The organism is Bradyrhizobium sp. SK17 (assembly GCF_002831585.1).
Taxonomy (GTDB): Bacteria; Pseudomonadota; Alphaproteobacteria; order Rhizobiales; family Xanthobacteraceae; genus Bradyrhizobium.
Map to the genome: position 1 here is coordinate 3,925,147 of NZ_CP025113.1, position 23,687 is coordinate 3,948,833.

Sequence of the window (23,687 nt, forward strand, 5' to 3'; positions counted from 1 at the left end):
ACCCATAACCACAGGATGCTGTGGTCGGCACGCTGTGGCCCCAGCTTTCTCAACAACTGATGACGGTGGCTATGGGTCCCGGCCTTCGCCGGGACGACACCGTGAATGTGGCGGCGATCTTGAAACATTCCACTCGGAAATCGGGTGGCGCGGGTCGTAATCACGGGCCAGATTCCGGCCCATGACAGCAACAGCAAAGACCATCAGCCGCCCAGCCACCTGCATTCCCGCCCGCATCGACGGGCTCGATTGGGACCAGATTGCAACCGACCTCGACGGGCAGGGCTCCGCCGTTCTCAGTGGCCTGCTGACGCCGGACGAGTGCGACACCATCGCCGCGCTCTATCCCGACGACAGCCGGTTCCGCAGCCGGGTCGTGATGGGCCGCCACGGCTTTGGCCGCGGCGAATACAAATACTTCTCCTATCCGCTGCCGGATCTGATCGCGGAGCTGCGGCCGGCGCTGTATGCACGGCTGACGGCGACCGCCAACCGCTGGAACCAGACGATGGGGATCGAGATCAGCTATCCCTCGTCGCACGCGGCGTTCCTGAAGCGCTGTCATGACGCCGGGCAGACGCGGCCGACGCCGCTGCTGCTGCAATATGGCGAGGGCGACTACAACTGCCTGCACCAGGACCTCTACGGCGAGCACGTGTTTCCGATCCAGGTCGCGATCCTGCTGTCGGAGCCGGGGCGCGATTTCAGCGGCGGCGAGTTCGTGCTGACCGAGCAGCGGCCCCGGATGCAGTCGCGGCCCGAGGTGGTGCCGCTGACCAGGGGCGATGCGGTGGCTTTTGCCGTGCATCATCGTCCGGTGCAGGGGACACGCGGGCCGTATCGTGTCAATCTGCGCCACGGCGTCAGCCGGATCAGGTCCGGCCATCGTCACACCGTCGGTGTGATCTTCCACGACGCGAAGTGAGTGCGAGACAGGCGTGGCCGCTGATCTGTTCGAGACTGTTGGCGATGCACGGCCGCCGCGCGAGACGATCGCTGACGGCGCGGTGCTGCTGCGCGGCTTTGTCCGGCCGTTCGAGGTCGAGCTGATTCCCGCCTTGCGCGCGATCGTGAAGCAGGCGCCGTTCCGCCATCTGATCACGCCGGGCGGCCACCGGATGTCGGTGGCGATGACCAATTGCGGCAGCCTCGGCTGGGTCTCCGATCCCGGCGGCTATCGCTACGATCCGATCGATCCTGATACCGGACTGAACTGGCCAGCCATGCCTGACGTTCTGCGCAGGCTGGCTGCCGCTGCCGCTGATGAGGCCGGTTTCGCCGGCTTCGCCCCGGAGGCCTGCCTGATCAATCGCTATGTGCCGGGCGCAAAACTGTCGCTGCATCAGGACAAGGACGAGCTCGATTACGGTGCGCCGATCGTCTCGATCTCGCTCGGGTTGCCGGCGACCTTCCTGTTCGGAGGGCTCAAACGCAGCGACACGCCGCGCCGTTACCGGCTCGAACATGGCGACGTCGCCGTGTGGGGTGGGCCGTCACGGCTGTTTTATCACGGCGTCGCGCCGCTCGCCGAGGGCGAACACGGCGTGCTCGGCCGCCAGCGCATCAATCTGACCTTCCGCAAGGTGCGCTAGCTACTGCGCGGCGGCAGGTGGTGGCAATATTTCGGAATAATGGAAATATACTGTTGAGTTGCCCGGCGCGTCAAGCGCTTTTCCGAGGGCCGGCGGAACGCCTGCTGCTTTGCATGGGGTTGTTTTCGATATTTTTGGCCGCTCATACCTTTGCTTCGTCGCTCCAGTCAGGCTAAGGGCCTCCCGCCAATGGGAGAGCTGGTCTACACTTCAGGTATGACTACCAAGGCCGACCACGCGGTCAATCGCACCGGCATCTATCTTGCCGTGTTGCAGCTTGTCTTCACGCTGGGCTGGACCACCTATCTGATCTATCTGCCCAAGCTGTGCGCGGATGTCGGCATCGCGCCTGCAACCGTCATCCTGATCCTGATGATGGATCAAGCCATCTTCACCATCACCGACACCGCGATGGGCATGGCCGCCGACCGCGTGTCGCTGCTGGTCGGCCGTCTCGGCCGGTTCGTCGGCATCCTTGCCGCGATCTCCTGCGCCGCCTTCGTTGCGCTGCCTTACGTCGCCGGCAGCGGGCCGGGCGCAAGAGTCTGGCTGATTGCGCTGATCGTGATCTGGGCCGTCACATCGTCGGCGTTGCGTGCGCCGCCGCTGACGCTGCTGGGGAAGTATCGCGCGCAACCGTCCGTTCCGTTCCTCGCCGCGCTCGCAATGCTGGGCTATGGCATCGCCGGTGCAGTGTCGCCCTATCTCGGCGTCGTGCTGCGTGACCATGACGCGCGGCTGCCGTTCGTATTGTCCGGCGCCGTGCTGCTGTTGACCGCGCTGGCGTTCTCGGGGATCGAGCGGCGCATCGCGACGGAGGCCAAGCCGGAGCGGCTTGCGGCGCCCGCCAGGCGGCTCGGGGCGGTGCCGATGTTCCTGATCGCGTCGATGGTGCTGCTCTCGCTCGGCTATCAGCTGCACTTCAACATCAACAGCGCGCCGTTCTATCTGCGCTTCGCCAAGCCGAACGATCTGCAATGGCTGATGCCGGTGTTCTGGATCGGCTTCAACATCGCGATGTTTCCGGCGAGCCTCGTCGTCAAGCATCGCGGCGGGCTGATCGTGATGGGCGCAGCCGGGTTGCTCGGTGCGTTCGCCATCGTCGCGGCGGAGATCGCCGGCAGCCTCAACGTGCTGATCGTGGCGCAGTTCATGGCGGGGGCGGCCTGGGGCTGCATGCTGATGAGCGCGGTGTCGGCCGCGCTTGCGATCGGCGAGACCGGTGCCGAAGGCAAGGTGACGGGCCTCGTGTTCTCGGCGCTCGCGCTCGCGACCTTTGCGCGGATGGCGGCGGTCGCCGGCGGCTTGCAGAAGCTGCCGGACTATGCGCCGCTGGTGCACTGGGCGCCAGTCGCCTGCTGGTCGGTCGCAGGCGCCGGCCTGCTGGTGATCGCCGCGTCGCGGCTGCAACGCGGCGCCAGGACCGTCTAGTTGTTTCGTGCCGGGTGGATGAACGCCCAGGGCGAGACTTCGGAATCGGTCGGCACTTCCACCGAGATCACATAGGGCCCGCCATCGGCCAGCGCCTTCTCCAGCACGGGACGGAACTGATCCGGTGAGGTGACGCGCGCAGCGCCGGCGCCGAACGATTCCGCAAGCTTGACGAAGTCCGGGTTGACCAGGTCGGAGGCGACGACGCGACCGTCGAAATGCTGGCGCTGGTCGCGGCGGACATTGCCATAGGCGTTGTTGTTGAACACCAGCGTCACCACGCCGATCTTGAATTGCACGGCGGTGGCGAGCTCCTGCACGCCGAACATGAAGCCGCCGTCGCCGGTGATCGCGACCACCGGCTTGTTCGGGTTGGCGACCTTGGCGCCGAGCGCGGTCGGGAAGCCCGAGCCGAGCGTACCCTGATAGCCTGAGGTGACGAAGGTGCGCGGCTGGTAGATCGGAAAGCCGTACCAGGAGGCGAAGCCGACCTGCGACAGCTCGTCGGTGACGATGGCGTTGGCCGGCAGCACCTCGCGCAAGATCTTGAGGTAAGCCATCTGCGGCTGGACACGCTGGATCTCCTGCTCGGTGGCTGCGGTCGCCTCGCGGATCGCGGCGCGGCGGCCCGAGGTCTTGCTGTAGCCCACCTTGCGCACGGCGGCGACCAGATCGGCGGTGCCGGCCCTGGCGTCGGCGATCACAGCGGCATCGGCCGGCCAGCGCCGCAACTCGACCGGATCGATGTCGATGCGCACGCATTTCAGGCCGGCCGGCTGATACGGCCAGCGCGACATCGTCGGCAATTCCATGCGGGTGCCGATGCCGATCATCAGGTCGGTCTTCGGCCAGAGCTTATAGGCGGACGCCATCGTCAGGCCGAGCTCATGCGCGTTGGAGACGATGCCGCGGCCGCTGCGGAACGCGACGACAGGCGCGTCGATCATCTCGGCCAGTTCGAGGATCTCTTCGCCGGCCTCGATCGCACCGCTGCCGACGAAGATCATCGGCGCCTTGCTGCCGGCGATCAGATCGGCAGCCTGCCTGATGCGGTCGGGATCGGGCTGCGGCGCCGGCAACGGATCGAACGGCTTGACGGCTGTGACCTGGGTGCGCTGGGTGAACACGTCCCACGGCATCTCCAGCGACGCCGGGCCGCGCCGGCCCGACAGCATCTCCTGGAACGCGCGCGACACCAGCGCGGGCGCGTTGTCGGGGTATTCGATCCGGTCGGCCCATTTCACGAAGGTGCGCAGCGTCGCCAACTGGTCCGGCATCTCGTGCAGATGGCCGCGACCCTTGCCGAGGAATTGCGTCGGCACCTGGCCGGTCAGGCACAGCACCGGCTCGTTGCAGCCGAAGGCGGTGAGCAGCGCCGCCGAGGCGTTGAGCACGCCGGGGCCGGGCACCACGCTGAACACGCCGGGCCTGCCCGAGGAGCGGGCATAGCCGAACGCCATGTAGCCGCAAGCCTGCTCGTGGCGAGCGCCGATCACCTTGAGCTGCGCCTGGTGGAACGCATCGAACAGGCCGTAGATCTGGGCGCCGGGCAGGCCGAACACGGTGTCGACGCCGTGGGCGACGAGGCCGTTGACGATCGCTTCGCCGCCGGATGTAGAGGTCATGGCACTGTCCACTTGCTTGCGAGGTTAGTTGGCTTCGTCGACGACGCTGTTGCGCAGCACGCCGACGCCTTCGGCCTCGACCTCGACGACATCACCGGGCTTCAGATAGCGCTGCGGATCGAATCGCGCACCCGCGCCGGTCGGCGTCCCCGTGACGATGATGTCGCCGGGAACCAGCGTCGTGAAGGTCGAGATGTAGTTGATGAGGTAGCGGAAGCCGAAGATCAAGCGCGAGGTGCGGTCGTCCTGCCTGAGTTCGCCGTTGACCTTGGTGGTCAGGCGGATATCGGCGATCTGCGCCTCGCTGGTGAAGGGCACGATCCAGGGGCCGAGGCTGCCGGTGGAATCGAAATTCTTGCCCTGGGTGACGTTGAACTTGGCGTGACGCACCCAGTCGCGGATGGTGCCTTCGTTGCAGAGCGTGATCGCGGCGACGTGATCGAGCGCGCTGCTTTCCGGGATGTGCCGGCCGGCCTTGCCGATCACCAGCACCAGCTCACCTTCATAGTCGAGTTGCGGCGAGGCCCGCGGGCGCACCACCGGCGTGTTGTGGCCGACGAAGGAGCGCGGCACGCGCAGGAACATGCTCGGATATTTCGGTGCGTCCGAGCCGTCCTTGTACTCGGCATTGCGGTCCGGATAGTTGACGCCGATGCAGATGATCTTCTCCGGCGCCGGGATCGGCGGCTGCCACGCCACCGCGTCGAGCGCGTGGTCGGGCGATCGCTTGGCGGCGTCCTCCACGAGCCGGGTCAATGCGCCGGCGGCGATCGCCTCGCGCAAGGTCGGATAGTCCTTGGCGAAACGTGACGAGAGATCGACGATGCCGCTGTCGGTGACGGCACCATATTGCGTGGCGCCGTTGACGGAGTAGGTGGCGAGGCGAGGGGCTGACATGAGCAATCCATTCATTGGTGTCGTCCCGGCGAATGCCGGGACCCATACGCCGCGGCCATCGGAATGGGTATGCGGCCAGACATTCGTTCAACAACTCAAGTCGGTGGTTATGGGTCCCGGCCTTCGCCGGGACGACGTTTCGAGAGGCGTGTATCAGTCCGCGACCAGCACGTCGGCGACGAAGCGCGGCTCGCGCACGGCTTGCCCCGCGAAGGTCGAGCCCTCTTCGAACCAGGAGCGCGGCGCCGGTGCGCCCCACAAGGTCTGACGGCGCGGATCGCGCAGCGACCAGCGCAGCGGCTCGTGGTCGTGATCGCCGGTGAAATAGTCGCTGGTGTAGAGCTCGATGCGATGGCCGTCGGGATCGCGGATGTAGAGGAAGAAGGCGTTGGAGATGCCGTGCCGGCCCGGGCCGCGCTCGATGTTGTTGAGGAAGCCGGACGAGGCCATCACGTCGCAGAGATGCACGATGTTCATCGCGGTCGGCACCCAATAGGCGATGTGATGCAGGCGCGGGCCACGGCCGTTGGTGATGGCGAAGTCGTGGACATTGCCCTTGCGGTGCATCCAGGCGGCGGCGATGCGGCCATTGTCGCCGTCCTCCTCGGCATATTCGGTGAGGCGGAAGCCGAGCCGCGCGTAGAAATCGACGGTGTCCTGCACCTCGGCGGCGAACACATTGAAATGGTCGAGCCGCTGCGGATGGCAGCCCTTGTAGAGATCGTAGCGCCGCAGCAAATGCGGGCGCTTCTCCATCGTGGCGTAGAGCTCGATCTGGAAGCCGAACGGATCGGTGAATTGCAGCGTGCGACCCTGGAACGGCTGGTCGACGAAGGCGTAGCTGATGCCGTTCTCGGAGCAGAAGGCGGCGGCCTTGTCGAGGTCGCCGTCATTGCCGACCTTGAAGCCGAGCCGGTTGCAGGCGGCCTTCGCCGCCTTGCGCAGCACCACCGAGTGATGCTGGTGCTCTTCGCTGGCGCGCAGATACACCGATCTGTCGTCGCGGTCCTCGATGTGGAGGCCGACGGTGTTCTCGTAGAAGGCGGCGCTCTTGTCCAGGTCCGTGACGTCGAGCACGGCGTGGCTGCAGCGGATGATGTTGAACGGCGGATCGAAGACGTGGGTCGGAGCGGGCATCGGTGTTTCCTCTGTCTGTCGTCATTCCGGGATGCGCCTCTTGGCGTAGGCCCGGAATCCATACCCACGATCGTGGTTATGGGTTCCGGGCTCGCCGCTACGCGTCGCCCCGGAATGACAGTTGTCGTTAGATTCCCAGTTTCTGAATCTTGTGCGTCCCGCGCGCGAGCGAGACGTGCTTGGTTTCCATGTAGAAGTCGAACGAGTAGTCGCCGCCGTCGCGGCCGATGCCTGACGACTTCATGCCGCCGAACGGGGTCGGCAGATGGCGGACGTTTTCCGAGTTGAGCCAGATCATGCCGGCTTCCAGCGCATCGGCGACACGCAGCGCGCGGCCCATCTCGCCGGTCCAGACATAGCCGGTCAGACCGTATTGCACGCCGTTGGCGATTTCGATGGCCTCAGCCTCGTCCTTGAACGGGATGACGGTCAGGAACGGCCCGAACACCTCTTCCTGCGCGACGCGCATGTTGGCGCTGGCGCCGGTGACCAGCGTCGGCTGCACATAATGGCCGCCGCCGGGGCCGTCATGCGGCTTGCCGCCGACCGCGATCGTCGCGCCGTCCTTCCTGGCGACGTCGAAATAGCTGCACACCTTGGCGAGATGCCGCTCATGGATCAGCGGCCCGATCTCGGTCGCGGGATCGAGCGGATGGCCGACCTTGAGCGCCTTGACGCGCGCCGTGAGCTTCTCGATGAAGCTGCCGGCAATGCTCTCCTGAACCAGCAGCCGGCTCGACGAGGTGCAGCGCTCGCCATTGAGCGAGTAGATCATGAACACGACGGCATCGAGCGCGCGGTCGAGATCGGCGTCGTCGAACACGATCACCGGGTTCTTGCCGCCGAGCTCGAAATGCACCCGCTTCAAGGTCGGCGCGCCCTGCGCCATGATTGCCGAGCCGGTCGAACTCTCGCCAACGAAGCCGATCGCCTTGATCGCGGGGTGCTCGGTCAGCGCCTTGCCGGCCTCTTCGCCGAAACCATGCACGGTGTTGAGCACGCCGTCGGGAAGACCGGCCTGCTTGGCGAGCTTGACCAGCATGTCGGCCGTCACCGGCGACCATTCCGCCGGCTTGTGCACCACGGTGCAGCCGGCGGCCAGCGCCGGCGCGATCTTCCAGGTCGAGAGCATGAACGGCGTGTTCCACGGCGTGATCACGCCGACCGGGCCGATCGGCACCCGGGTCGAGATGTTCCAGTGCTCGTCCGAAGGCGTGTTGAGGCCGTCGCGGGCCTCGCCGCATTTGTCGGCGAAGAAGCGGAAATTCTCCGCGGCGCGGATGGCGGCCTTGGCCATGAAGCGGTGCGCCTGACCGGTGTCGATGCATTCGAGCACGGCGATGTCGTCGGCGCGCTCCTCGATCGCATCGGCGACGCGGTGCAAAACCTTGCGGCGCTGCGCCGCCGGCATGTCGCGCCAGGCCTTGAACGCGTTGGACGCCGCGGTTGCCGCGCGGTCGATATCCGCGGCATTGCCGCGCGCGACCGTCGCCAGCACCGTGCCGTCGACGGGCGATTTCGTCTCGAAAGTCTGACCGGATGCCGCCGGCACGACCTTGCCGTCGATCACATTGCCGATGCCTTCGGCCTTCAGCTTCGCCAGCAGGGGACCGGCGCGATCGCGGTTGGCCTGGAACACATCGGCTGACGATTTCGCTGTCGCTTTATCCATTGACCGTCTCCACCTTCAATGCGTCGTGGATGTTGTTGCGTTTCCAGCTGGTTTCCTTGTCGTTGATCTGCATGTCGAACGACAGAGCGAACTTGCTGTTGGCGAATACCGGATCGAGATGGGCCGATAGCGCCTTGAAGATGTGCTCGCCCGCCTTCTTGCGGGCGGCGAGGTCACGGCCTTCGCCGAGCCGCAGCACCATGTCGAGGAAGCCGTAGGTCTTGCGGCCGTCGGCGATCGCGTAATGCTCGCATCTGATGGCGCGGACACGGATGCCGCCGAGCGGGAAGATGCCGGTCTCGACCGCGGCCCTGCGGACCAGTTCGACCGTCGCGCCCATGTCGACGAGGCCGTCGAGATTGGCCGAGTATTCAATCGTGAAATGCGGCATGCAGCGCTCCTGCTGATGGCGTCAAGCGAAGTAGCAGCTCACGGAACCATAAGGTCCGTAATCGGCCTGGATGGTGTCGCCCTTGCGGGTCTCGATCGGGCGGATGAACGAGCCCGCCAGCACGATTTGACCGGCCTCCAGCGCCAGCCCGTTGGGCGCGATCTTGTTGGCGAGCCACGCCACCGCGGTCGCCGGATGGTTCAACACGCCGGCGGCCAGACCGGTTTCCTCGAGCTGGCCGTTGCGGAAGCAGAGCGCGCCGATCCAGCGCAGATCGGCCTCCAGCGGTCGGATCGGCCGGCCGCCCAGCACGATGCCGGCATTGGCGGCATTGTCGGCGATGGTGTCGAAGATCTTTCGCGTTGCTTTGGTTTCCGGATCGACGCGTTCGACCCGGGTATCCAGGATTTCCAGCGCCGGCACCACGAAGTCGGTGGCGTTGAGCACGTCGAACAGCGTGCAGTTCGGTCCCGCCAGGCGATGCTTCATCACGAAGGCAAGCTCGGCCTCGACGCGGGTTGCGATGAAGCGATCGGTCGGCACCAGGCCGCCATCGGCAAAGAACATGTCGTCGAGCAGGATGCCGGAATCGGGCTCGTCGATGTTGAGCGCACTCTGCATCGCCTTCGAGGTCAGGCCGATCTTGTGGCCCTTGACGAGGCGGCCCTGCGCCACCTTCATCTCGACCCAGGCCTTCTGAATCGCGTAGGCATCCTCGAGGGTGATGCGGGGGTAGTCCAGCGAGAGCTGGCGGATCTGCTTGCGGGTCTTTTCCGCGGTGTCGAGCCGTTCGGCGGCAGCGCGGATATCGTCCTTGGAGAGGGCCATGCGTGATACACAAAAAGTGGATGTCGGGAGATGATTAACATGTTAAGTGAATTCCCGCAAACTGAATCAGGGCATGCTGCGCTGCAAAAGTTTGCGGTGGCGGATTAGGTCATGGCGCGCAAGAAATCGTCCGACGAGCTAGGGCCGAGGCAGGGTGACGAGGTGGCGTCGTCGCGACGTGGCCCGATGCGCGAATTCTCGCGCTCGCTGCCGATGTCGCTGCTGCGCGCCCGCGAGGCCGTGATGCGGCAATTCCGTCCGTCGCTGCGCAGTCACGGGCTGACCGAGCAGCAATGGCGGATCTTGCGTGCGCTGACCGCGGTCGAGGAGATCGAGGTCACCGAGCTCGCCCGCGTGGCGTTCCTGCTTGGCCCGAGCCTGTCGCGGATCCTGCGCGATCTCGAGGCGCGCGCCTTGATCGAGCGCAAGGCGGCCGAGACCGATGCACGGCGCGCGGTGGTTTCGATCTCTGCCAAGGGACTGAAGCTGATCGAGGCGGTGGCCCCGACGTCGGAGGCGATCTACGCCGAGATCACCCGGCGGTTCGGCGCCCGCAAGCTCGCGGAACTGCACGAAATGCTCGGCGCGCTGGAGGCCAGCCTCGCCGGAATGGCGGCTGCCGATGATGCCGAGGTCGAGGCCGATACGTAGCCGCGGTCCCGCGCGACAGGATGGCTAGACCATGTAGGGCACGCGCGAAATCGCGTTGATGGCGCGGAATTCGGCAATCCAGCGGGCAACTTTCGAATGCGACCATTCGATGTGACTGCGCAAGGTCGCAGCCGCCGCATCACCGTCGCGTGTGCGCAAGGCTTCGATGATCACCAGATGCTCGTCCATGAAGGAATCGATCTGCGGCGCGGTCAGAGCCACCTGAATGTGCTTGCCGATCACGAAGGAGCAGTGCGTGCGTTTCAGCGCCTCGATCATCTCGCGATTGCTGCCGTAGCCCAGGCACTGGATGTGGAGGTCGCCCTCGATCTCGTCGAGCTCCCCGACGCCGACGCCGCTGCGGAACTGAATCCCTTCGCGCAGCCGCTCCGCCATCCGGTCGAGCAGTGCGGCAGGAATCCTCGTCGTCGCCGATTTCAGCAGCAGCGGCTCGAGGGTCGCGCGGACCTCGAAGATGTCGCGGAGGCGATCTTCATCCAGGGGCACCACATACCAATGAGCCTTGGCGCCTTTCTCCAGGACTCCGATTGCCTGCGCACGTAGCAACAGGTTGCGCGCAACGGTGCGCCCGACCCGGAAGTGCCGCGCCAGCGCGAGCTCGCTGACCCGAAAGCGCCCGAACAGCGACCGGTAGATGATCTCGCGCTCGAGCTTGTAGTAGAGTGCATCCCAGGCATCGCTGCGCACCGCCTCGACCGGGCCATCGGTCAGCCCGAACATCTCCGGCGTGATCGGGACGCGGCGTGGTTCGGCGTTTCGCTTGCCGGCGATGACGCCGCGGCCGTCGAAGCGGTGCACCAGGCCGACATGCTCGAGCTGTTCGAACGCCTGTCGCACCGGCGAGCGGCTGGAGCCGAACAAGGTCGCGATCGCCGATTCCGAGAGAACCGTTCCGGGTGGAACGTCGCCGGCCCGGATGTGCTTTGCCAATGCGCTCTTGATCAGCGCGTAGGCCGGCTGCTTCCGTCTGGTCTGCGATTTCGCTCTTGGAATCGACATCGATGACTGCCCGTCGGTCACATTATCACGTGATCCCGTTCTGGTCGTTGGTAGCAGGCAATTACGCACCGTTGCCAGCGAACGTTTGGCTATTGCGTGCAATGTGCAATCATGTTTAGCTGGGAGTCAAACGCCAGATCGATGGCCGCCGTCACGCGTCCTGGACCACAGATCGACGCGTCAGCTCATCTCAACGCAGCCGACATGCAAGTTCGGCGCACCAAAGGGAGGATTGAATGAAACTGACGAGGCGTGAGTTTTCCGCCGGCTTGGCGGCAGGTCTCGCTGCTCCCGCGCTGATGCGCAGCGCCTGGGCGCAAGGAGCGACGATCAAGATCGGCATGTGCGTGCCGGTGACCGGACCGGCAGCGGAGCAGGGCCTGTGGGCCCAGAACGGCGCCAAGCTGGCGCTCGCCGCGGTCAACAAGGCCGGCGGCGTGCTCGGCAAGCAGGTCGAGCTCGTGATCGAAGACGACCAGACCACCAACCCGGGCATCGTGCTGGCCTTCTCCAAGCTCGCCGCGCAATCCGACATCGTTGCCTTCCTCGGCTCGATCCGCTCGACCCAGGTGCAGGCGATGGCGCCCGACGTGATCAAGGTCGGCAAGCCTGTGATGATCGGTGGCACCAATCCGGATCTCACCCATTCCGGCAATCCCTGGCTGTTCCGCTTCCGCCCGAATGACAATTACTCCGGCCGCGTGATCGCCGACTTCGGCGTCAACACGCTCGGCAAGAAGAAATGGGCGATCGTCCATTCCACCGACGCCTTCGGCACCGCGGGCGGCAAGGCGCTGACCGAGGCGCTGGCCAAGCTCGGTGCGCCGCCGGTGCTCGACCAGGGCTATGCCAACCAGAGCCAGGACTTCACCCCGGTCGTGCTGGCGGTGAAGCAGTCCGGTGCCGACGTGCTCGGTACCTACTTCACCTTCGAGAACGACCTCGGCATCTTCGCCCGGCAGCTGCGCCAGCTCGGCGTCAACATCCCCTGGGTCGGTTCGCCTTCGGTGGTGGCGGTGTCCTCGACCAAGCTCGCCGGCCCTGCGTTGTATGGCACCTATGGGGTCGCCGACTTCGCCGAGGACTCGAGCGACACGGCAAAGGCGTTCGGCAAGGCCTATCGCGATGCCTACAAGACCGCGCCCGATAACCAGAGCGCCTGGCCCTACGACGCAATCACCATCCTGTCGGCGGCGATCAACAAGGCTGGTTCGACCGATCCGAACAAGATCCGCGACGCCATCCTGGCGACGCAGAAATTCGCCGGCGCCGAAGGCGAGTACAATTTCGACAAGAATGGCGACGGTCTGCACGGCTACAACGTCGTGAAGAACGACAAGGGTAAGATCGTCTACGACAAGCACATCGACTTCAACGATTGATCGCGGCTCGGCCTCGCCGTCGCGCACGGTGAGGCCGGTCTCCTGCGTACAATGTACTGATCGAGCGCCTGCCATGGATCTGGTTCTCCAACTGCTGTTCACCGGAATCGGCATCGGCGCGGTCTACGCGCTGGTCGCGCTCGGTTTCGTGCTGATCTTCCGCGCCACCAATGTGGTGAACTTCGCGCAAGGCGAATTCTCGATGGTCGCCGCCTATCTGATGGTGGTCTGCGTCGAGCTCGGCCTGCCTTACTGGCTGTCGTTCGTGATCGCGCTCGCCGGCATGGCGCTGCTCGGCGTCATCTTCAATCTCGGCGTCTACTATCCGCTGCGCCACCGCACCTATCTGCCTGTCATCATCGCCACCATCGGCGCCTCGATCCTGCTGTCGAATTCGGTGCTCGCGATCTACGGCCCGCAGCCGCAGGTGTTGCAGGGCTGGTTCGATACGCCCGGCATCCAGCTCGGCCCGGTCTATCTCGACAGCCAGTATCTCTTGATCATCGGCGTCACGATCCTGCTGGTGCTGTTCAATTTCTGGTTCTTCGAGAAGACGCTGCTCGGCAAGAAGCTGCAAGCGACCTCGCAGGACAAGGAGATGGCCTCGCTGCTCGGCATCTCCGTCTCCACCATGATCATGATCACCTTCATCTACTCGGCCGTGCTCGGCGGTCTCGCCGGCATCCTGGTGGCGCCGGTGCTGTTCGTCTCGATCCAGATGGGCTCGACGATCGCGCTGAAGGCGTTCGCCGCCACCATCATCGGCGGCTTCGGCGACGTGGCCGGCGCGATCGTCGGCGGCCTCGCGCTCGGTGTCATCGAAACCTTCGGCGCCGCCTATATTTCCGTGCCGTACAAGGACGGCTTCGCCTTCCTGGTGCTGATCGCCTTCCTGGTATTCCGGCCGCAGGGCATCTTCGGCGAACGCGTCGCGGAGAAAGCATGAGCGCCAGCGACAACATGATCCCGGCGCCCGCCGTGCGCACGAAACCGCTGATCATCCGTCATCTGCCGTATTTCATCGCCGCCGCGGTGCTGGTAGCGCTCGCCGCCGGCATGCAATTCGACGGCTACATCCTCAACATCCTGCTCCAGGCCACGACGTTTTCGATCGCGGTGTTCGGGCTTTCGGTCGTGCTCGGCCTGTGCGGTCAGATCAACCTGGCGCAGGCGGCGTTCTTCGGCTTCGGCGCCTATGCCGTCGGCCTCGGGACTGCCGACCTGCATCTGAACTTCTGGCTCTGCCTGGTTGGCGCCTGCGCGATCACGCTGGTGGCCGGCGCATTCCTCGGCATGTCGACCTTGCGGCTCGGCGGGCATTACCTTGCGATGGTGACGATCTCGTTCCAGCAGATCGTGACACTGGTCATGATCAACGCGGTCGGCGTGACCCACGGACCGGACGGCGTCGCCAACATTCGCCGGCCCGAGCTGTTCCAATCGTCGCAGAGCTATCTCGCCTTCTGTGTCGCGATGCTCGCGATCGTCGGCTACCTGGTCTGGCATCTGCCCGACACCAAGCTCGGCCGTGCGATGCGCGCGGTGCGCGACAACGAGCTTGCGGCCGGCGTCAACGGCATCGACGTGTTCCGCACCAAGGTCTCCGCCTTTGCGGTGTGCGCGGTGCTCGGTGGCCTCGCGGGCGGCCTGTTCGCCGGCGGCTTCGCTTATGTCAGTCCTGACCAGTTCTCGTTCGCGGAATCGATCCAGTTCCTGACCATGTCGCTGCTCGGTGGCGTGGCCTCGCCGATCGGCTCGGTGATCGGCACCGGCCTGCTGATCCTGATCCCGGAATGGCTGCGCTTCCTGAAGAGCGTGCCCGGCCTCTATCTTGCGATCTACGGCCTGTCGGTGATCCTGATCATCCGCTTCATGCCGGATGGCATCTGGGGCTTCGTATCTGACGCCTTCACGCGCTGGCGTGCACACACCGGGGCGCCGCCCGTTGCCGGAGCGCTCCTGCTCAAGCCCGCGACCACTGGCGGCGACATCGTGCTCGAGGTCACCGGGCTCTCGAAGCATTTCGGCGGCCTCAAGGCGGTCGACGGCGTCGACATCGCGGTGAAGCGCGGCAGCGTGCACGCGCTGATCGGACCCAACGGCTCCGGCAAGACCACGACGCTCAACGTGCTGTCCGGCCTCTACAAGGCGACATCGGGCAGGATCGTGCTTGACGGCACCGACATCACCAACATGGCGCCGCATCAGCGCACCGCCGCGGGTCTTGGACGTACCTTCCAGAACATCCGTTTGTTCCGCTCGATGACGGCGCTGGAAAACGTCGAGATCGGCGCCGAGCGTCCCGGCAACACCATGATCGGGAAGGGCGACGACGCGCTGACCGAACGCGCGATGGAGGCGCTGACCTTCGTCGGCCTCGGCAACCGCGCCAACCAATTGATCTCGAGCTTCTCCTACGGCCATCAGCGCCTGATCGAGATCGCGCGGGCGCTGGCCTCGAACCCGACCTTGCTGCTGCTCGATGAGCCGGCCGCCGGCCTCAACTCGACCGAGAAGCTCGAACTGCATGAGCTGCTGAAGCGCATCGCCGCACAGGGCCTCACCATCCTGATCATCGATCACGATATGACGCTGGTCTCCGAAGCCGCCCAACACATCACCGTGCTGAACTTCGGGCGCCGCATCGCGGACGGCGAATCGATGGCGGTGCTGCGCCATCCCGACGTCGTCTCCGCCTATCTCGGGAGCGAATGATGCCGCTGCTCGAAATCCGCAATCTGGTGGTCCGCTACGGCGAGATCGAGGCGCTGCGCGGCGTCACCATCGCCGTGGAGCAGGGGCAGGTGGTCACGCTGCTCGGCGCCAACGGCGCCGGCAAGTCGACCACGCTGCGCGCCATCTCCGGCCTCGCCAAGCCGGCCTCCGGCGACATCCTGTTCGACGGTCATTCGATCGCAGGCCTCGGGCCGGAAGCGATCGTCAGGCTCGGCATCTCGCATGTGCCGGAAGGCCGCCGCGTTTTCCCGGGCCTCACGGTGAAAGAGAACATCATGCTCGGTGCGTCGAACCGCAAGGTCTCGGCGTCGCAGATCTCGCGCGAGGCCGACGCGATGTTCGATTTGTTTCCGGACATTCGCGCCTTCTCCAATGCGCTCGGCTGGACGCTGTCCGGCGGCCAGTTGCAGATGGTTGCGGTCGCGCGCGGCCTGATGGCCAAGCCGCGGCTGCTGTTGCTCGACGAGCCGTCGCTCGGGCTCGCGCCCGTCATCGTGCAGGCGGTGTTCCGCATCATTTCGCAGATCAGGCAGGACACCACGGTCTTGCTCGTCGAGCAAAATGCGCGCATGGGACTTTCGGTCGCCGATCACGGCTTCGTCCTGGAAACAGGGCGGATCGTGCTGGGCGGCAAGCCCGACGAATTGTGGGGCAACGAAGCCATCGCCGCCGCTTATCTCGGCGGCCACGCCAAGACCCACGCCTGACAACGCACTGTGTTTTATCGAGCGAGCTAGTATTTCATGGTCACCATCAAGGTCGATAACCTCATCAACTTCGTGTCCGAGGTGTTTTCGCATTCGGAGTCCTCCGCCGAAGAAGCGAAGCGCATCGCGACCTACCTGACGACGGCGAACCTCACCGGGCACGACAGCCATGGCGTGATCCGCGTGCCTGTTTACGTCAGGTGGAAGAAGATGGGCTCGATCGTGCCGAACCAGACCCCCGAGGTGGTGGTCGATACGCCGTCGCTCGCGGTGGTCGACGGCAAGTTCGGCTATGGCCAGACCGTGACGCCGGTTGCGGTCAGGCTCGGCATCGAGAAGTGCAAGAAGGCGGGGCTCGCCGCGGTCGCGCTGCGCAACTCCGGCCATCTCGGCCGTGTCGGCGACTGGGCCGAAATGGCCGCCGCCGAAGGCCTTGTTTCAATTCATTTCGTGACCGCTGCGGGATCGCTGCTGGTCGCGCCCTATGGCGGCGTCGAGAAGCGGCTGTCGACCGCGCCCTATTGCGTCGGCATTCCGCGCCAGGGCCAGGATCCGATCGTGCTCGATTTCGCGACCTCGGTCGTCGCCGAGGGCAAGTGCCTGGTGGCAAGCCGCGGCGGCAAGAAGCTGCCGCACGGCGCGCTCGTCGATGCCGACGGCACGCTGAGCGAGGACCCGCACGTGCTGTATGGCCCGTACACGCCCGATGGGCCGCGCGACCATACCAAGGGTACGGGCGCGATCCGCGCTTTCGGCGATCACAAGGGCTCGGGGCTTGCCTTCATCTGCGAACTGCTCGGCGGCGCGCTCACCGGTACCGGCGCGACGTCGTCGGACCGCCGCTTCGCCAACGGCATGATGGCGTTCTACATCGACCCCAAGGTGATCGACACCAGCAATTTCTTCGATGGCGAAATCACCCGCTACACCGATTTCATCCGCGCCACCAAACCGATCGCGGGCACGGAGTCCGTACTGGTTCCGGGTGATCCCGAGCGCAAGACCCGCGCCGAGCGCACCAGGAATGGCATCCCCTTGCCTGACGACACCTGGGCGGCGATAGTGAATACCGCGCGCGAAGTCGGCGTCAGCGAAGTCTCGATCCAGCGGGCGACCAGCTGAGGTCCCCCAAGAAGCACGCAAGAACCACAAAGGAAACGTGATCAATGGCAAACAAGGTCAAGCAAATCTGGGCATCGGGCAAGGCGGTGGTGAACGCATGGCTCGCGATCCCCTCGGGCTTCTCGGCCGAAGTGATCGCGCAATGCGGCTTCGACAGCGTCACCGTCGACATGCAGCACGGCGTGCAGGACTATCAGTCGATGGTGCAATGCTTCCAGGCGATGCATGCGCACCCGGTCACCCCGATGGTCCGCGTGCCGTGGAATGAGCCGGGCATCATCGGCAAGGTGCTGGACGGCGGTGCCTATGGCGTGATCTGCCCGATGGTCAACACGCCGCAGGAAGCCAAGAACCTCGTCTCCTACGCGAAATATCCGCCGAAGGGCGTGCGCTCCAACGGCCCGATCCGTGCCGGCATGTACGGCTCGGCCGGCACCTATCAGCAGACCGCGAACGACGAGATCGTGCTGCTGCCGATGATGGAGACCAAGACCGCGGTCGAGAACATGGAAGCCATCCTCGATGTCGAAGGCATCGACGGCGTCTATATCGGCCCGTCCGATCTCGGCTTCTCCTACGGCCTGGTGCCGAAACTCGATCGCGACGAGCCGGAGATCCTCAAGATCTACGAGAAGATCATCAAGGAATGCGGCAAGCGCGGCCTCAACCCGGGCATCCACTGCTCCGGCGCCGAGGGCGCGGTGCGCGCGATCAACATGGGCTTCAAGCTCGTGACGCTGTCGAACGAGGTCGGCCTGATGCAGGTCTACGCCAAGATGCAGGTCAACCAGACCCGCGAGAAGTCCGGCGGCAAGGCGTAAGGACGCGAATAGCGAGTAGTGAGTGGCGAATAGAGATTGGCGGTTCGCGTAGCGCGCTGTTCGCTACTCGCCATTCGCTATTCGCCTCCAAAAGGAGAAACTCCATGGCCCCGGCACAAGTGATCCGTCTGCACGCCGACGACAGCGTCCTGATCGCCCGTGCGAGCCTGCCGCCGGGGCTTGAGGTGGCTGATGGCGTCACCACGGTCGACCGCATTCCGGCCGGCCACAAGGTTGCGATCAAGCCGATCGCGCAGGGCGAACCCATCCGGCGTTACGGTCAGATCATCGGCTTTGCGACGCAGCCGATCGCACCGGGCCAGCATGTGCACACGCAAAACTGCGGCATGGGCGATTTCGCCAAGGACTACGCCTATGGCGTCGACGTCAAGCCGGTGCCGAATTTCGATCTGCCGGCGACCTTCGAGGGCATCCGCCGCGCCGACGGCCGCGTCGCGACGCGCAACTATATCGGCATCCTCACCTCGGTGAATTGCAGCGCCCATGTCGCCGGGATCGTCGCCGACATGTTCAAGAAGAATCCGTTCACCGGCGACAATCCGCTGGCCGACTTCCCGAATGTCGATGGCGTCGTCGCGCTGACCCACAAGACCGGCTGCGGCATGACCCAGGACGAGCCGCTGGCGCTGCTTCGCCGCACGCTCGGTGGCTACGCCCGTCACGTCAATTTCTCCAATGTGATCGTGCTCGGCCTCGGTTGCGAGGTGAACCAGATCGGCGGCCTGATGGCCGAGCAGAAGCTCGCCGGCCGTCTGCGCGCGATGGACATCCAGGAGGTCGGCGGCACCCGCAAGACCGTGGAAGCCGGTGTGGCCTTCGTGAAGGAAGCACTCACTGATGCCAACAAGGTCCAGCGCGAGGCGGTGCCGGCGAGCGAGCTCACCGTGGCGCTGCAATGCGGCGGCTCGGATGGTTACTCCGGCGTGTCGGCCAATCCGGCGCTGGGCGCGGCGAGCGATCTCTTGGTGCGTCATGGCGGCACCGTGATCCTCTCGGAGACGCCGGAAACCTATGGTGCCGAGCATCTGTTGACGCGTCGCGCCGTCAGCCGCGAAGTCGGCGAGAAGCTGGTCGGCCTGATGCGCTGGTGGGAGGAATACACCCAGCGCGAGGGCGCCGAGATGAACGCCAATCCGAGCCCGGGCAACAAGGCCGGCGGTCTCACCACCATTCTGGAGAAGTCGCTCGGCGCGATGGCCAAGGCCGGCAGCACCAATCTGGTCGACGTGCTGCACTATGCTGAGCCCGTCACCAAGAAGGGTTTCGTGTTCATGGACACGCCCGGCTACGACCCGGTCGCAGCGACCGGGCAGGTCGCCGGCGGTGCCAACCTGGTCTGCTTCACCACCGGCCGCGGCAGCGTGTTCGGCTGCAAGCCTGCGCCCTCGATCAAGCTCGCCACCAACACGCCGATGTACAAGCGGATGGAAGACGACATGGACGTCAATTGCGGCACCATCCTCGACGGCGAGGAGAGCGTGCAGGAATGCGGCCAGCGCATCTTCGACCTCATCCTCAAGACCGCCTCGGGCCAGCCGACCAAGAGCGAGAGCTTCGATTTCGGCGGCGCCGAGTTCGCGCCGTGGGTGCTCGGAGCCACGATGTAGCCACGTCACCAACATGACGTGGCATGTTCGACCTGATGGAGGACACATGCGCGCGCGTCGGTCGGGAATCTTTGGATGCCTCGCATTGCTCGCCGCGCTCAGTCTTGGCGCCGTATCGGCTGACGCCGCGACCATCGTGGCGCTTGGCGCGAGCAACACCTACGGCAAGGGCGTGGCGCGCAACCAGGCCTATCCCGCGCAGCTCGAAGCGATCCTGCGGGCGAAGGGGCTGAATGTCCGTGTCGTGAACGCCGGCATCAATGGCGATACCACGGAAGGCATGCTGCAACGGCTGGACCGGGCGGTTCCGAACGGGACCAGCGCGGTTATTCTCCAGCCGGGCGGCAATGACCGGCGCAAGGGCAGCCCGGACCGGACCGCGGATATTCAAAGCCGACTCAGTGCCCGTGGCATCAAGGTGATCATGCTCTCGAACGGGATGCTGGGCGGACTTCCGCATCAGCCCGATGGTGTACACTTGACTCCCGAGGGCTATCACATGCTCGCCGAGCAGCTTGCTTCGCAGGTCTCGGGCGCGATCGGACGTTAGTCCCGTAGCCCGGCTGGAGCGCAGCGAAATCCGGCACTCTTGCCGCGGAGACTATCCCCGGATTGCGCGGAGCCTGTCATCGGGCGCGCGTTCGCGCGACCCGTTGGCTCCATCCGGGCTACGGCCCCGCTCGCCGCTTGGGCACTCCGTGCCCGTTGTTAGTGCTTGATGTCGACCGGAACCAGTGTTCTGCTCAAAAAAGCTGCTGGAGTCCTCGGTCCGTGTCGATATCGGTCGCACTGCATCACGTCACGCATTACAAATACGACCGGCCGATCGATCTCGGGCCCCAGACCATTCGGCTCCGACCCGCGCCGCATACGCGCACGCCGATCCTGAGCTATTCGCTCAAGGTCACGCCATCAAATCACTTCGTGAACTGGCAGCAGGACCCGCAGGGCAACTGGCTGGCACGCTACGTCTTTCCGGAGAAGGCGACCGAGCTCAAGGTCGAGGTGGATTTCACCGCAGAGATGACGGTGATCAACCCGTTCGATTTCTTCGTCGAGCCCTATGCCAACAGCTTCCCGTTCGAATATCCCGGCGATCTCAAGGCCGAACTTGCGCCGTATCTCGAGACAGACGAACCGGGCCCGCTGCTCGTCGCATACCTCAACGACATTCCGCGCAAGGCCGACAGCACCGTCAACTTCCTTGTCGAGCTGAATGCGCAGTTGCAGAAGAGGATCGGCTACATCGTTCGCATGGAGTCCGGTGTGCAGACGCCGGAGGAGACCCTGGCCGCAAACTCCGGCTCATGCCGCGATTCGGCCTGGCTTCTGATCCAGGCATTGCGCCACCTCGGGCTCGCGACGCGCTTCGTCTCCGGTTACCTCATCCAGGTGCGGCCCGACATCGATCCGATCGAGGGGCCGCGCGAGATCGAGAGCGATTTCACCGACCTGCACGCTTGGGCCGAGGTCTACCTGCCTGGCGCGGGCTGGATCGGTTTCGACGTCACGTCCGGCATGCTGACCGGCGAGGGACACATCCCGGTCTGCGCCACGCCGCACTACCGCGCGGCCGCGCCGGTGACCGGAACCGCAGGCGCCGCCAATGTCGAGTTCGGCTTCGAGATGAGCGTCAAGCGCATCCGCGAAGCGCCGCGGATCACCAAGCCGTTCTCCGATGAATCCTGGGCGCGGCTCGACCGGCTCGGCGAGCAGGTCGACGTCGATCTGACAAAGCACGACGTGCGGCTGACCATGGGCGGCGAGCCGACCTTCGTCTCGGTCGACGATCTGGAATCGGCGGAATGGAACGTCGCCGCGGTCGGCCCGACCAAGCGCGCGCTGGCCGACGAATTGATCCGCAAGCTGCGCACGCGGTTTGCGCCCGGTGGCCTGCTGCATTACGGCCAGGGCAAGTGGTATCCCGGCGAGAGCCTGCCGCGCTGGGCGTTCGGGCTGTACTGGCGCAAGGACGGCAAGCCGATCTGGAACAATGCCGAGCTGATCGCGAGCATCGAAAACTCGCGCAAGGCCGAGGTCGCGGACGCCGGGCGCTTCGTCGAGGCAATCGCAAACCGGCTTGGTCTTGGTGCGGATTACGTCATGCCGGCCTATGAAGACCCCGCCTTCTGGCTACAGCGCGAAGCCGGCCTGCCGGCCAACGTGACCCCCGACAATTCCAGGCTGACCGATCCGGAAGAGCGTGCACGTCTCGCGCGGGTGTTCGACGAGGGGTTGACCACGCCGAAGGGCTATGTGCTGCCGATCCAGCGCTGGAATCCGCTCGCGGATCGCGTGCCGGCGCGCTGGCGCAGCGAGCGCTGGAAGCTCCGGCGCAGCCATCTGTTCCTGTCGCCCGGCGATTCCCCGCTGGGCTTGCGGCTCCCGATCGCCTCGCTCGAATATGTTCCCCCGGATGACTACCCCTACATCGTCGAGCGCGATCCGATGGCGCCGCGCGACGCGCTTTCAGACGAGCTGAAGCAAGCGTTGAAGGAGATCCCTGAACCGCTGCCGGTGCGCACCGCAATGTCGATCGAGGTGCGCGATGGCGTGCTGTGCGCCTTCATGCCGCCGGTCGAGAAGGTCGAGGATTATCTCGATCTGATCGCCGCGATCGAAGCCGCCGCAGAAGAGTTGCAGCTGCAAGTCCACGTCGAAGGCTACGCGCCGCCGTTCGATCCACGCATCGAGGTGATCAAGGTGACGCCCGATCCCGGCGTGATCGAGATCAATGTGCAGCCGGCGCAGAGCTGGCGCGAGGCCGTCGACATCACCCTCGGCCTCTACGAGGACTCCGCGAAGATCCGACTCGGCGCGAACCGCTTCCTGATCGATGGCCGCCACACCGGCACCGGCGGCGGCAACCACATCGTGGTCGGCGGCAGCAAGCCGGAAGACTCCCCGTTCTTGCGCAGGCCGGACCTGTTGAAGAGCCTCGTGCTGTATTGGCAGCGGCATCCGTCGCTGTCCTATCTGTTTTCCGGCATGTTCATCGGCCCGACCAGCCAGGCGCCACGGATCGACGAGGCGCGGCATGACGGGCTCTATGAACTGGAGATTGCGCTGGCGCACGTGCCGCCGCCAGGCATGGACGCGCCGCTATGGCTGGTCGACCGCCTGTTCCGGCACATCCTGGTCGACATCACCGGCAACACCCATCGCGCCGAGATCTGCATCGATAAGCTCTATTCGCCTGACGGGCCGACCGGCCGGCTCGGCCTGGTCGAATTCCGTGCGCTCGAAATGCCGCCCGACCCACGCATGTCGCTGGCGCAGCAGCTGTTGATCCGCGCGCTGATCGCCAAGCTGTGGCGCGAGCCGCAGCAGGGCAAGTTCGTGCGCTGGGGCACCGCGCTGCATGACCGTTTCATGCTGCCGCATTTCCTCTGGGAGGATTTCGTGGGCGTGCTCGCCGAGCTCAGGCAATCCGGCTACGACGTCGAGCCGGAATGGTATCAGGCCCAGCTCGAATTCCGCTTCCCCGCCTTCGGCCGCGTCCATCATGGCGGCGTCGGCCTCGAACTGCGGCAGGCGCTCGAGCCCTGGCACGTGCTGGGCGAGGAGGGCACCGCGGGCGGCACCGTGCGGTATGTCGACTCATCGGTCGAGAGGTTGCAGGTCAAGGCGACGGGTTTCATCGAGGGCCGCCATGTCATCACCTGCAACGGCCGGCGGATGCCGATGACCGAGACTGGCCGCGCTGGCGAGGCGGTGGCCGGCGTCCGCTTCAAGGCCTGGCAGCCGGCGTCCGGCCTGCATCCGACCATTCCGGTGCACGCGCCGCTGACCTTCGACTTGATCGACACCTGGAACGGCCGCTCGCTCGGCGGCTGCGTCTATCACGTTGCCCATCCCGGCGGCCGCAATTACGAGACCAAGCCGGTCAATTCCTACGAGGCCGAGGCGCGGCGGCTGGCACGCTTCCAGCCGCATGGCCATACCCCCGGCAAGATCGAGGCGCCGCCAGAGGAACGCACAATTGAGTTTCCCTTGACCCTCGACTTGCGGACGCCGCTCCTGCACTAATTGTGTCGAGGGGAAGTG

The 23,687-nt window shown here is 65.3% G+C and carries 20 protein-coding genes; 13 read left to right on the forward strand and 7 right to left on the reverse strand.

Annotated features, from left to right (window positions below):
• Nucleotides 1-181: 181 nt before the first annotated feature.
• The 3 genes from CWS35_RS18060 (at nucleotide 182) to CWS35_RS18070 (ending at nucleotide 3,023) form a co-directional block, all read left to right on the forward strand.
• The gene (locus tag CWS35_RS18060) at nucleotides 182-925 is read left to right on the forward strand and encodes a 2OG-Fe(II) oxygenase (protein ID WP_100952867.1); all 744 of its coding nucleotides are present in this window, start codon (nucleotides 182-184) and stop codon (nucleotides 923-925) included.
• 13 nt (nucleotides 926-938) lie between these two features.
• Nucleotides 939-1,592: a DNA oxidative demethylase AlkB gene (gene alkB, locus CWS35_RS18065; protein ID WP_100952869.1), complete on the forward strand. Its 654-nt coding sequence runs from the start codon at nucleotides 939-941 to the stop codon at nucleotides 1,590-1,592.
• Between the two features lie 216 nt (nucleotides 1,593-1,808).
• On the forward strand, nucleotides 1,809-3,023 hold the full coding sequence (locus tag CWS35_RS18070; protein WP_100952871.1) for an MFS transporter: 1,215 nt from the start codon (nucleotides 1,809-1,811) through the stop codon (nucleotides 3,021-3,023).
• Here CWS35_RS18070 and CWS35_RS18075 read toward each other — a convergent pair.
• The 6 genes from CWS35_RS18075 to hpaH all read right to left on the reverse strand — a co-directional run bounded on the left by CWS35_RS18075 (nucleotide 3,020) and on the right by hpaH (nucleotide 9,573).
• Nucleotides 3,020-4,648 (reverse strand): thiamine pyrophosphate-dependent enzyme, encoded by a 1,629-nt coding sequence (locus tag CWS35_RS18075; protein WP_024579411.1) that lies wholly within the window; start codon nucleotides 4,646-4,648, stop codon nucleotides 3,020-3,022. The genes CWS35_RS18070 and CWS35_RS18075 overlap by 4 nt on opposite strands.
• Nucleotides 4,649-4,672: 24 nt before the next feature.
• Nucleotides 4,673-5,545: a fumarylacetoacetate hydrolase family protein gene (locus CWS35_RS18080; RefSeq protein WP_100952873.1), complete on the reverse strand. Its 873-nt coding sequence runs from the start codon at nucleotides 5,543-5,545 to the stop codon at nucleotides 4,673-4,675.
• Nucleotides 5,546-5,698: 153 nt separating this feature from the next.
• Nucleotides 5,699-6,682 (reverse strand): 3,4-dihydroxyphenylacetate 2,3-dioxygenase, encoded by a 984-nt coding sequence (hpaD, locus tag CWS35_RS18085; protein ID WP_024579413.1) that lies wholly within the window; start codon nucleotides 6,680-6,682, stop codon nucleotides 5,699-5,701.
• 127 nt (nucleotides 6,683-6,809) lie between these two features.
• On the reverse strand, nucleotides 6,810-8,354 hold the full coding sequence (gene hpaE / locus CWS35_RS18090; RefSeq protein ID WP_100952875.1) for a 5-carboxymethyl-2-hydroxymuconate semialdehyde dehydrogenase: 1,545 nt from the start codon (nucleotides 8,352-8,354) through the stop codon (nucleotides 6,810-6,812).
• A complete protein-coding gene (locus tag CWS35_RS18095) occupies nucleotides 8,347-8,745 on the reverse strand; it encodes a 5-carboxymethyl-2-hydroxymuconate Delta-isomerase (protein ID WP_024579415.1) in 399 nt (132 codons plus the stop codon). The genes hpaE and CWS35_RS18095 overlap by 8 nt, the downstream gene beginning before the upstream one ends.
• Nucleotides 8,746-8,766: 21 nt before the next feature.
• Complete coding sequence (gene hpaH / locus CWS35_RS18100) at nucleotides 8,767-9,573, reverse strand: 2-oxo-hept-4-ene-1,7-dioate hydratase (protein WP_100952877.1); 807 nt, start codon at nucleotides 9,571-9,573, stop codon at nucleotides 8,767-8,769.
• 111 nt (nucleotides 9,574-9,684) lie between these two features.
• On the opposite strand from hpaH, the gene hpaR reads away from it, so the two are divergent.
• The gene (gene hpaR, locus CWS35_RS18105; protein WP_024579417.1) at nucleotides 9,685-10,224 is read left to right on the forward strand and encodes a homoprotocatechuate degradation operon regulator HpaR; all 540 of its coding nucleotides are present in this window, start codon (nucleotides 9,685-9,687) and stop codon (nucleotides 10,222-10,224) included.
• 24 nt (nucleotides 10,225-10,248) lie between these two features.
• Here hpaR and CWS35_RS18110 read toward each other — a convergent pair whose 3' ends face one another.
• A complete protein-coding gene (locus tag CWS35_RS18110) occupies nucleotides 10,249-11,244 on the reverse strand; it encodes a GntR family transcriptional regulator (protein WP_100952879.1) in 996 nt (331 codons plus the stop codon).
• Nucleotides 11,245-11,480: 236 nt separating this feature from the next.
• On the opposite strand from CWS35_RS18110, the gene CWS35_RS18115 reads away from it, so the two are divergent.
• From CWS35_RS18115 to CWS35_RS18155, 9 genes are all read left to right on the forward strand, one after another.
• Nucleotides 11,481-12,626, forward strand: coding sequence for an ABC transporter substrate-binding protein (locus CWS35_RS18115; RefSeq protein WP_024579419.1), 1,146 nt, complete (start codon nucleotides 11,481-11,483; stop codon nucleotides 12,624-12,626).
• Between the two features lie 73 nt (nucleotides 12,627-12,699).
• Entirely contained in the window at nucleotides 12,700-13,572 is an 873-nt protein-coding gene (locus CWS35_RS18120; RefSeq protein ID WP_050406735.1) for a branched-chain amino acid ABC transporter permease, read from the forward strand.
• Nucleotides 13,569-15,341, forward strand: a complete 1,773-nt coding sequence (locus CWS35_RS18125; RefSeq protein ID WP_100952881.1) for an ATP-binding cassette domain-containing protein — start codon at nucleotides 13,569-13,571, stop codon at nucleotides 15,339-15,341. The genes CWS35_RS18120 and CWS35_RS18125 overlap by 4 nt, the downstream gene beginning before the upstream one ends.
• On the forward strand, nucleotides 15,341-16,069 hold the full coding sequence (locus tag CWS35_RS18130; RefSeq protein ID WP_024579422.1) for an ABC transporter ATP-binding protein: 729 nt from the start codon (nucleotides 15,341-15,343) through the stop codon (nucleotides 16,067-16,069). The genes CWS35_RS18125 and CWS35_RS18130 overlap by 1 nt, the downstream gene beginning before the upstream one ends.
• A 36-nt stretch (nucleotides 16,070-16,105) precedes the next feature.
• Complete coding sequence (locus CWS35_RS18135; RefSeq protein WP_024579423.1) at nucleotides 16,106-17,191, forward strand: malate/lactate/ureidoglycolate dehydrogenase; 1,086 nt, start codon at nucleotides 16,106-16,108, stop codon at nucleotides 17,189-17,191.
• A 44-nt stretch (nucleotides 17,192-17,235) separates the two neighbouring features.
• A complete protein-coding gene (locus CWS35_RS18140) occupies nucleotides 17,236-18,012 on the forward strand; it encodes an HpcH/HpaI aldolase/citrate lyase family protein (RefSeq protein WP_100952883.1) in 777 nt (258 codons plus the stop codon).
• A 104-nt stretch (nucleotides 18,013-18,116) separates the two neighbouring features.
• Nucleotides 18,117-19,640, forward strand: a complete 1,524-nt coding sequence (locus CWS35_RS18145) for a UxaA family hydrolase (RefSeq protein WP_100952885.1) — start codon at nucleotides 18,117-18,119, stop codon at nucleotides 19,638-19,640.
• A 46-nt stretch (nucleotides 19,641-19,686) separates the two neighbouring features.
• On the forward strand, nucleotides 19,687-20,190 hold the full coding sequence (locus tag CWS35_RS18150; protein ID WP_100952887.1) for a GDSL-type esterase/lipase family protein: 504 nt from the start codon (nucleotides 19,687-19,689) through the stop codon (nucleotides 20,188-20,190).
• Nucleotides 20,191-20,411: 221 nt separating this feature from the next.
• Nucleotides 20,412-23,669 carry a DUF2126 domain-containing protein gene (locus CWS35_RS18155; protein ID WP_100952889.1) on the forward strand — a complete coding sequence of 1,086 codons (3,258 nt, stop codon included), beginning with the start codon at nucleotides 20,412-20,414 and terminating at the stop codon, nucleotides 23,667-23,669.
• Nucleotides 23,670-23,687 lie beyond the last annotated feature (18 nt).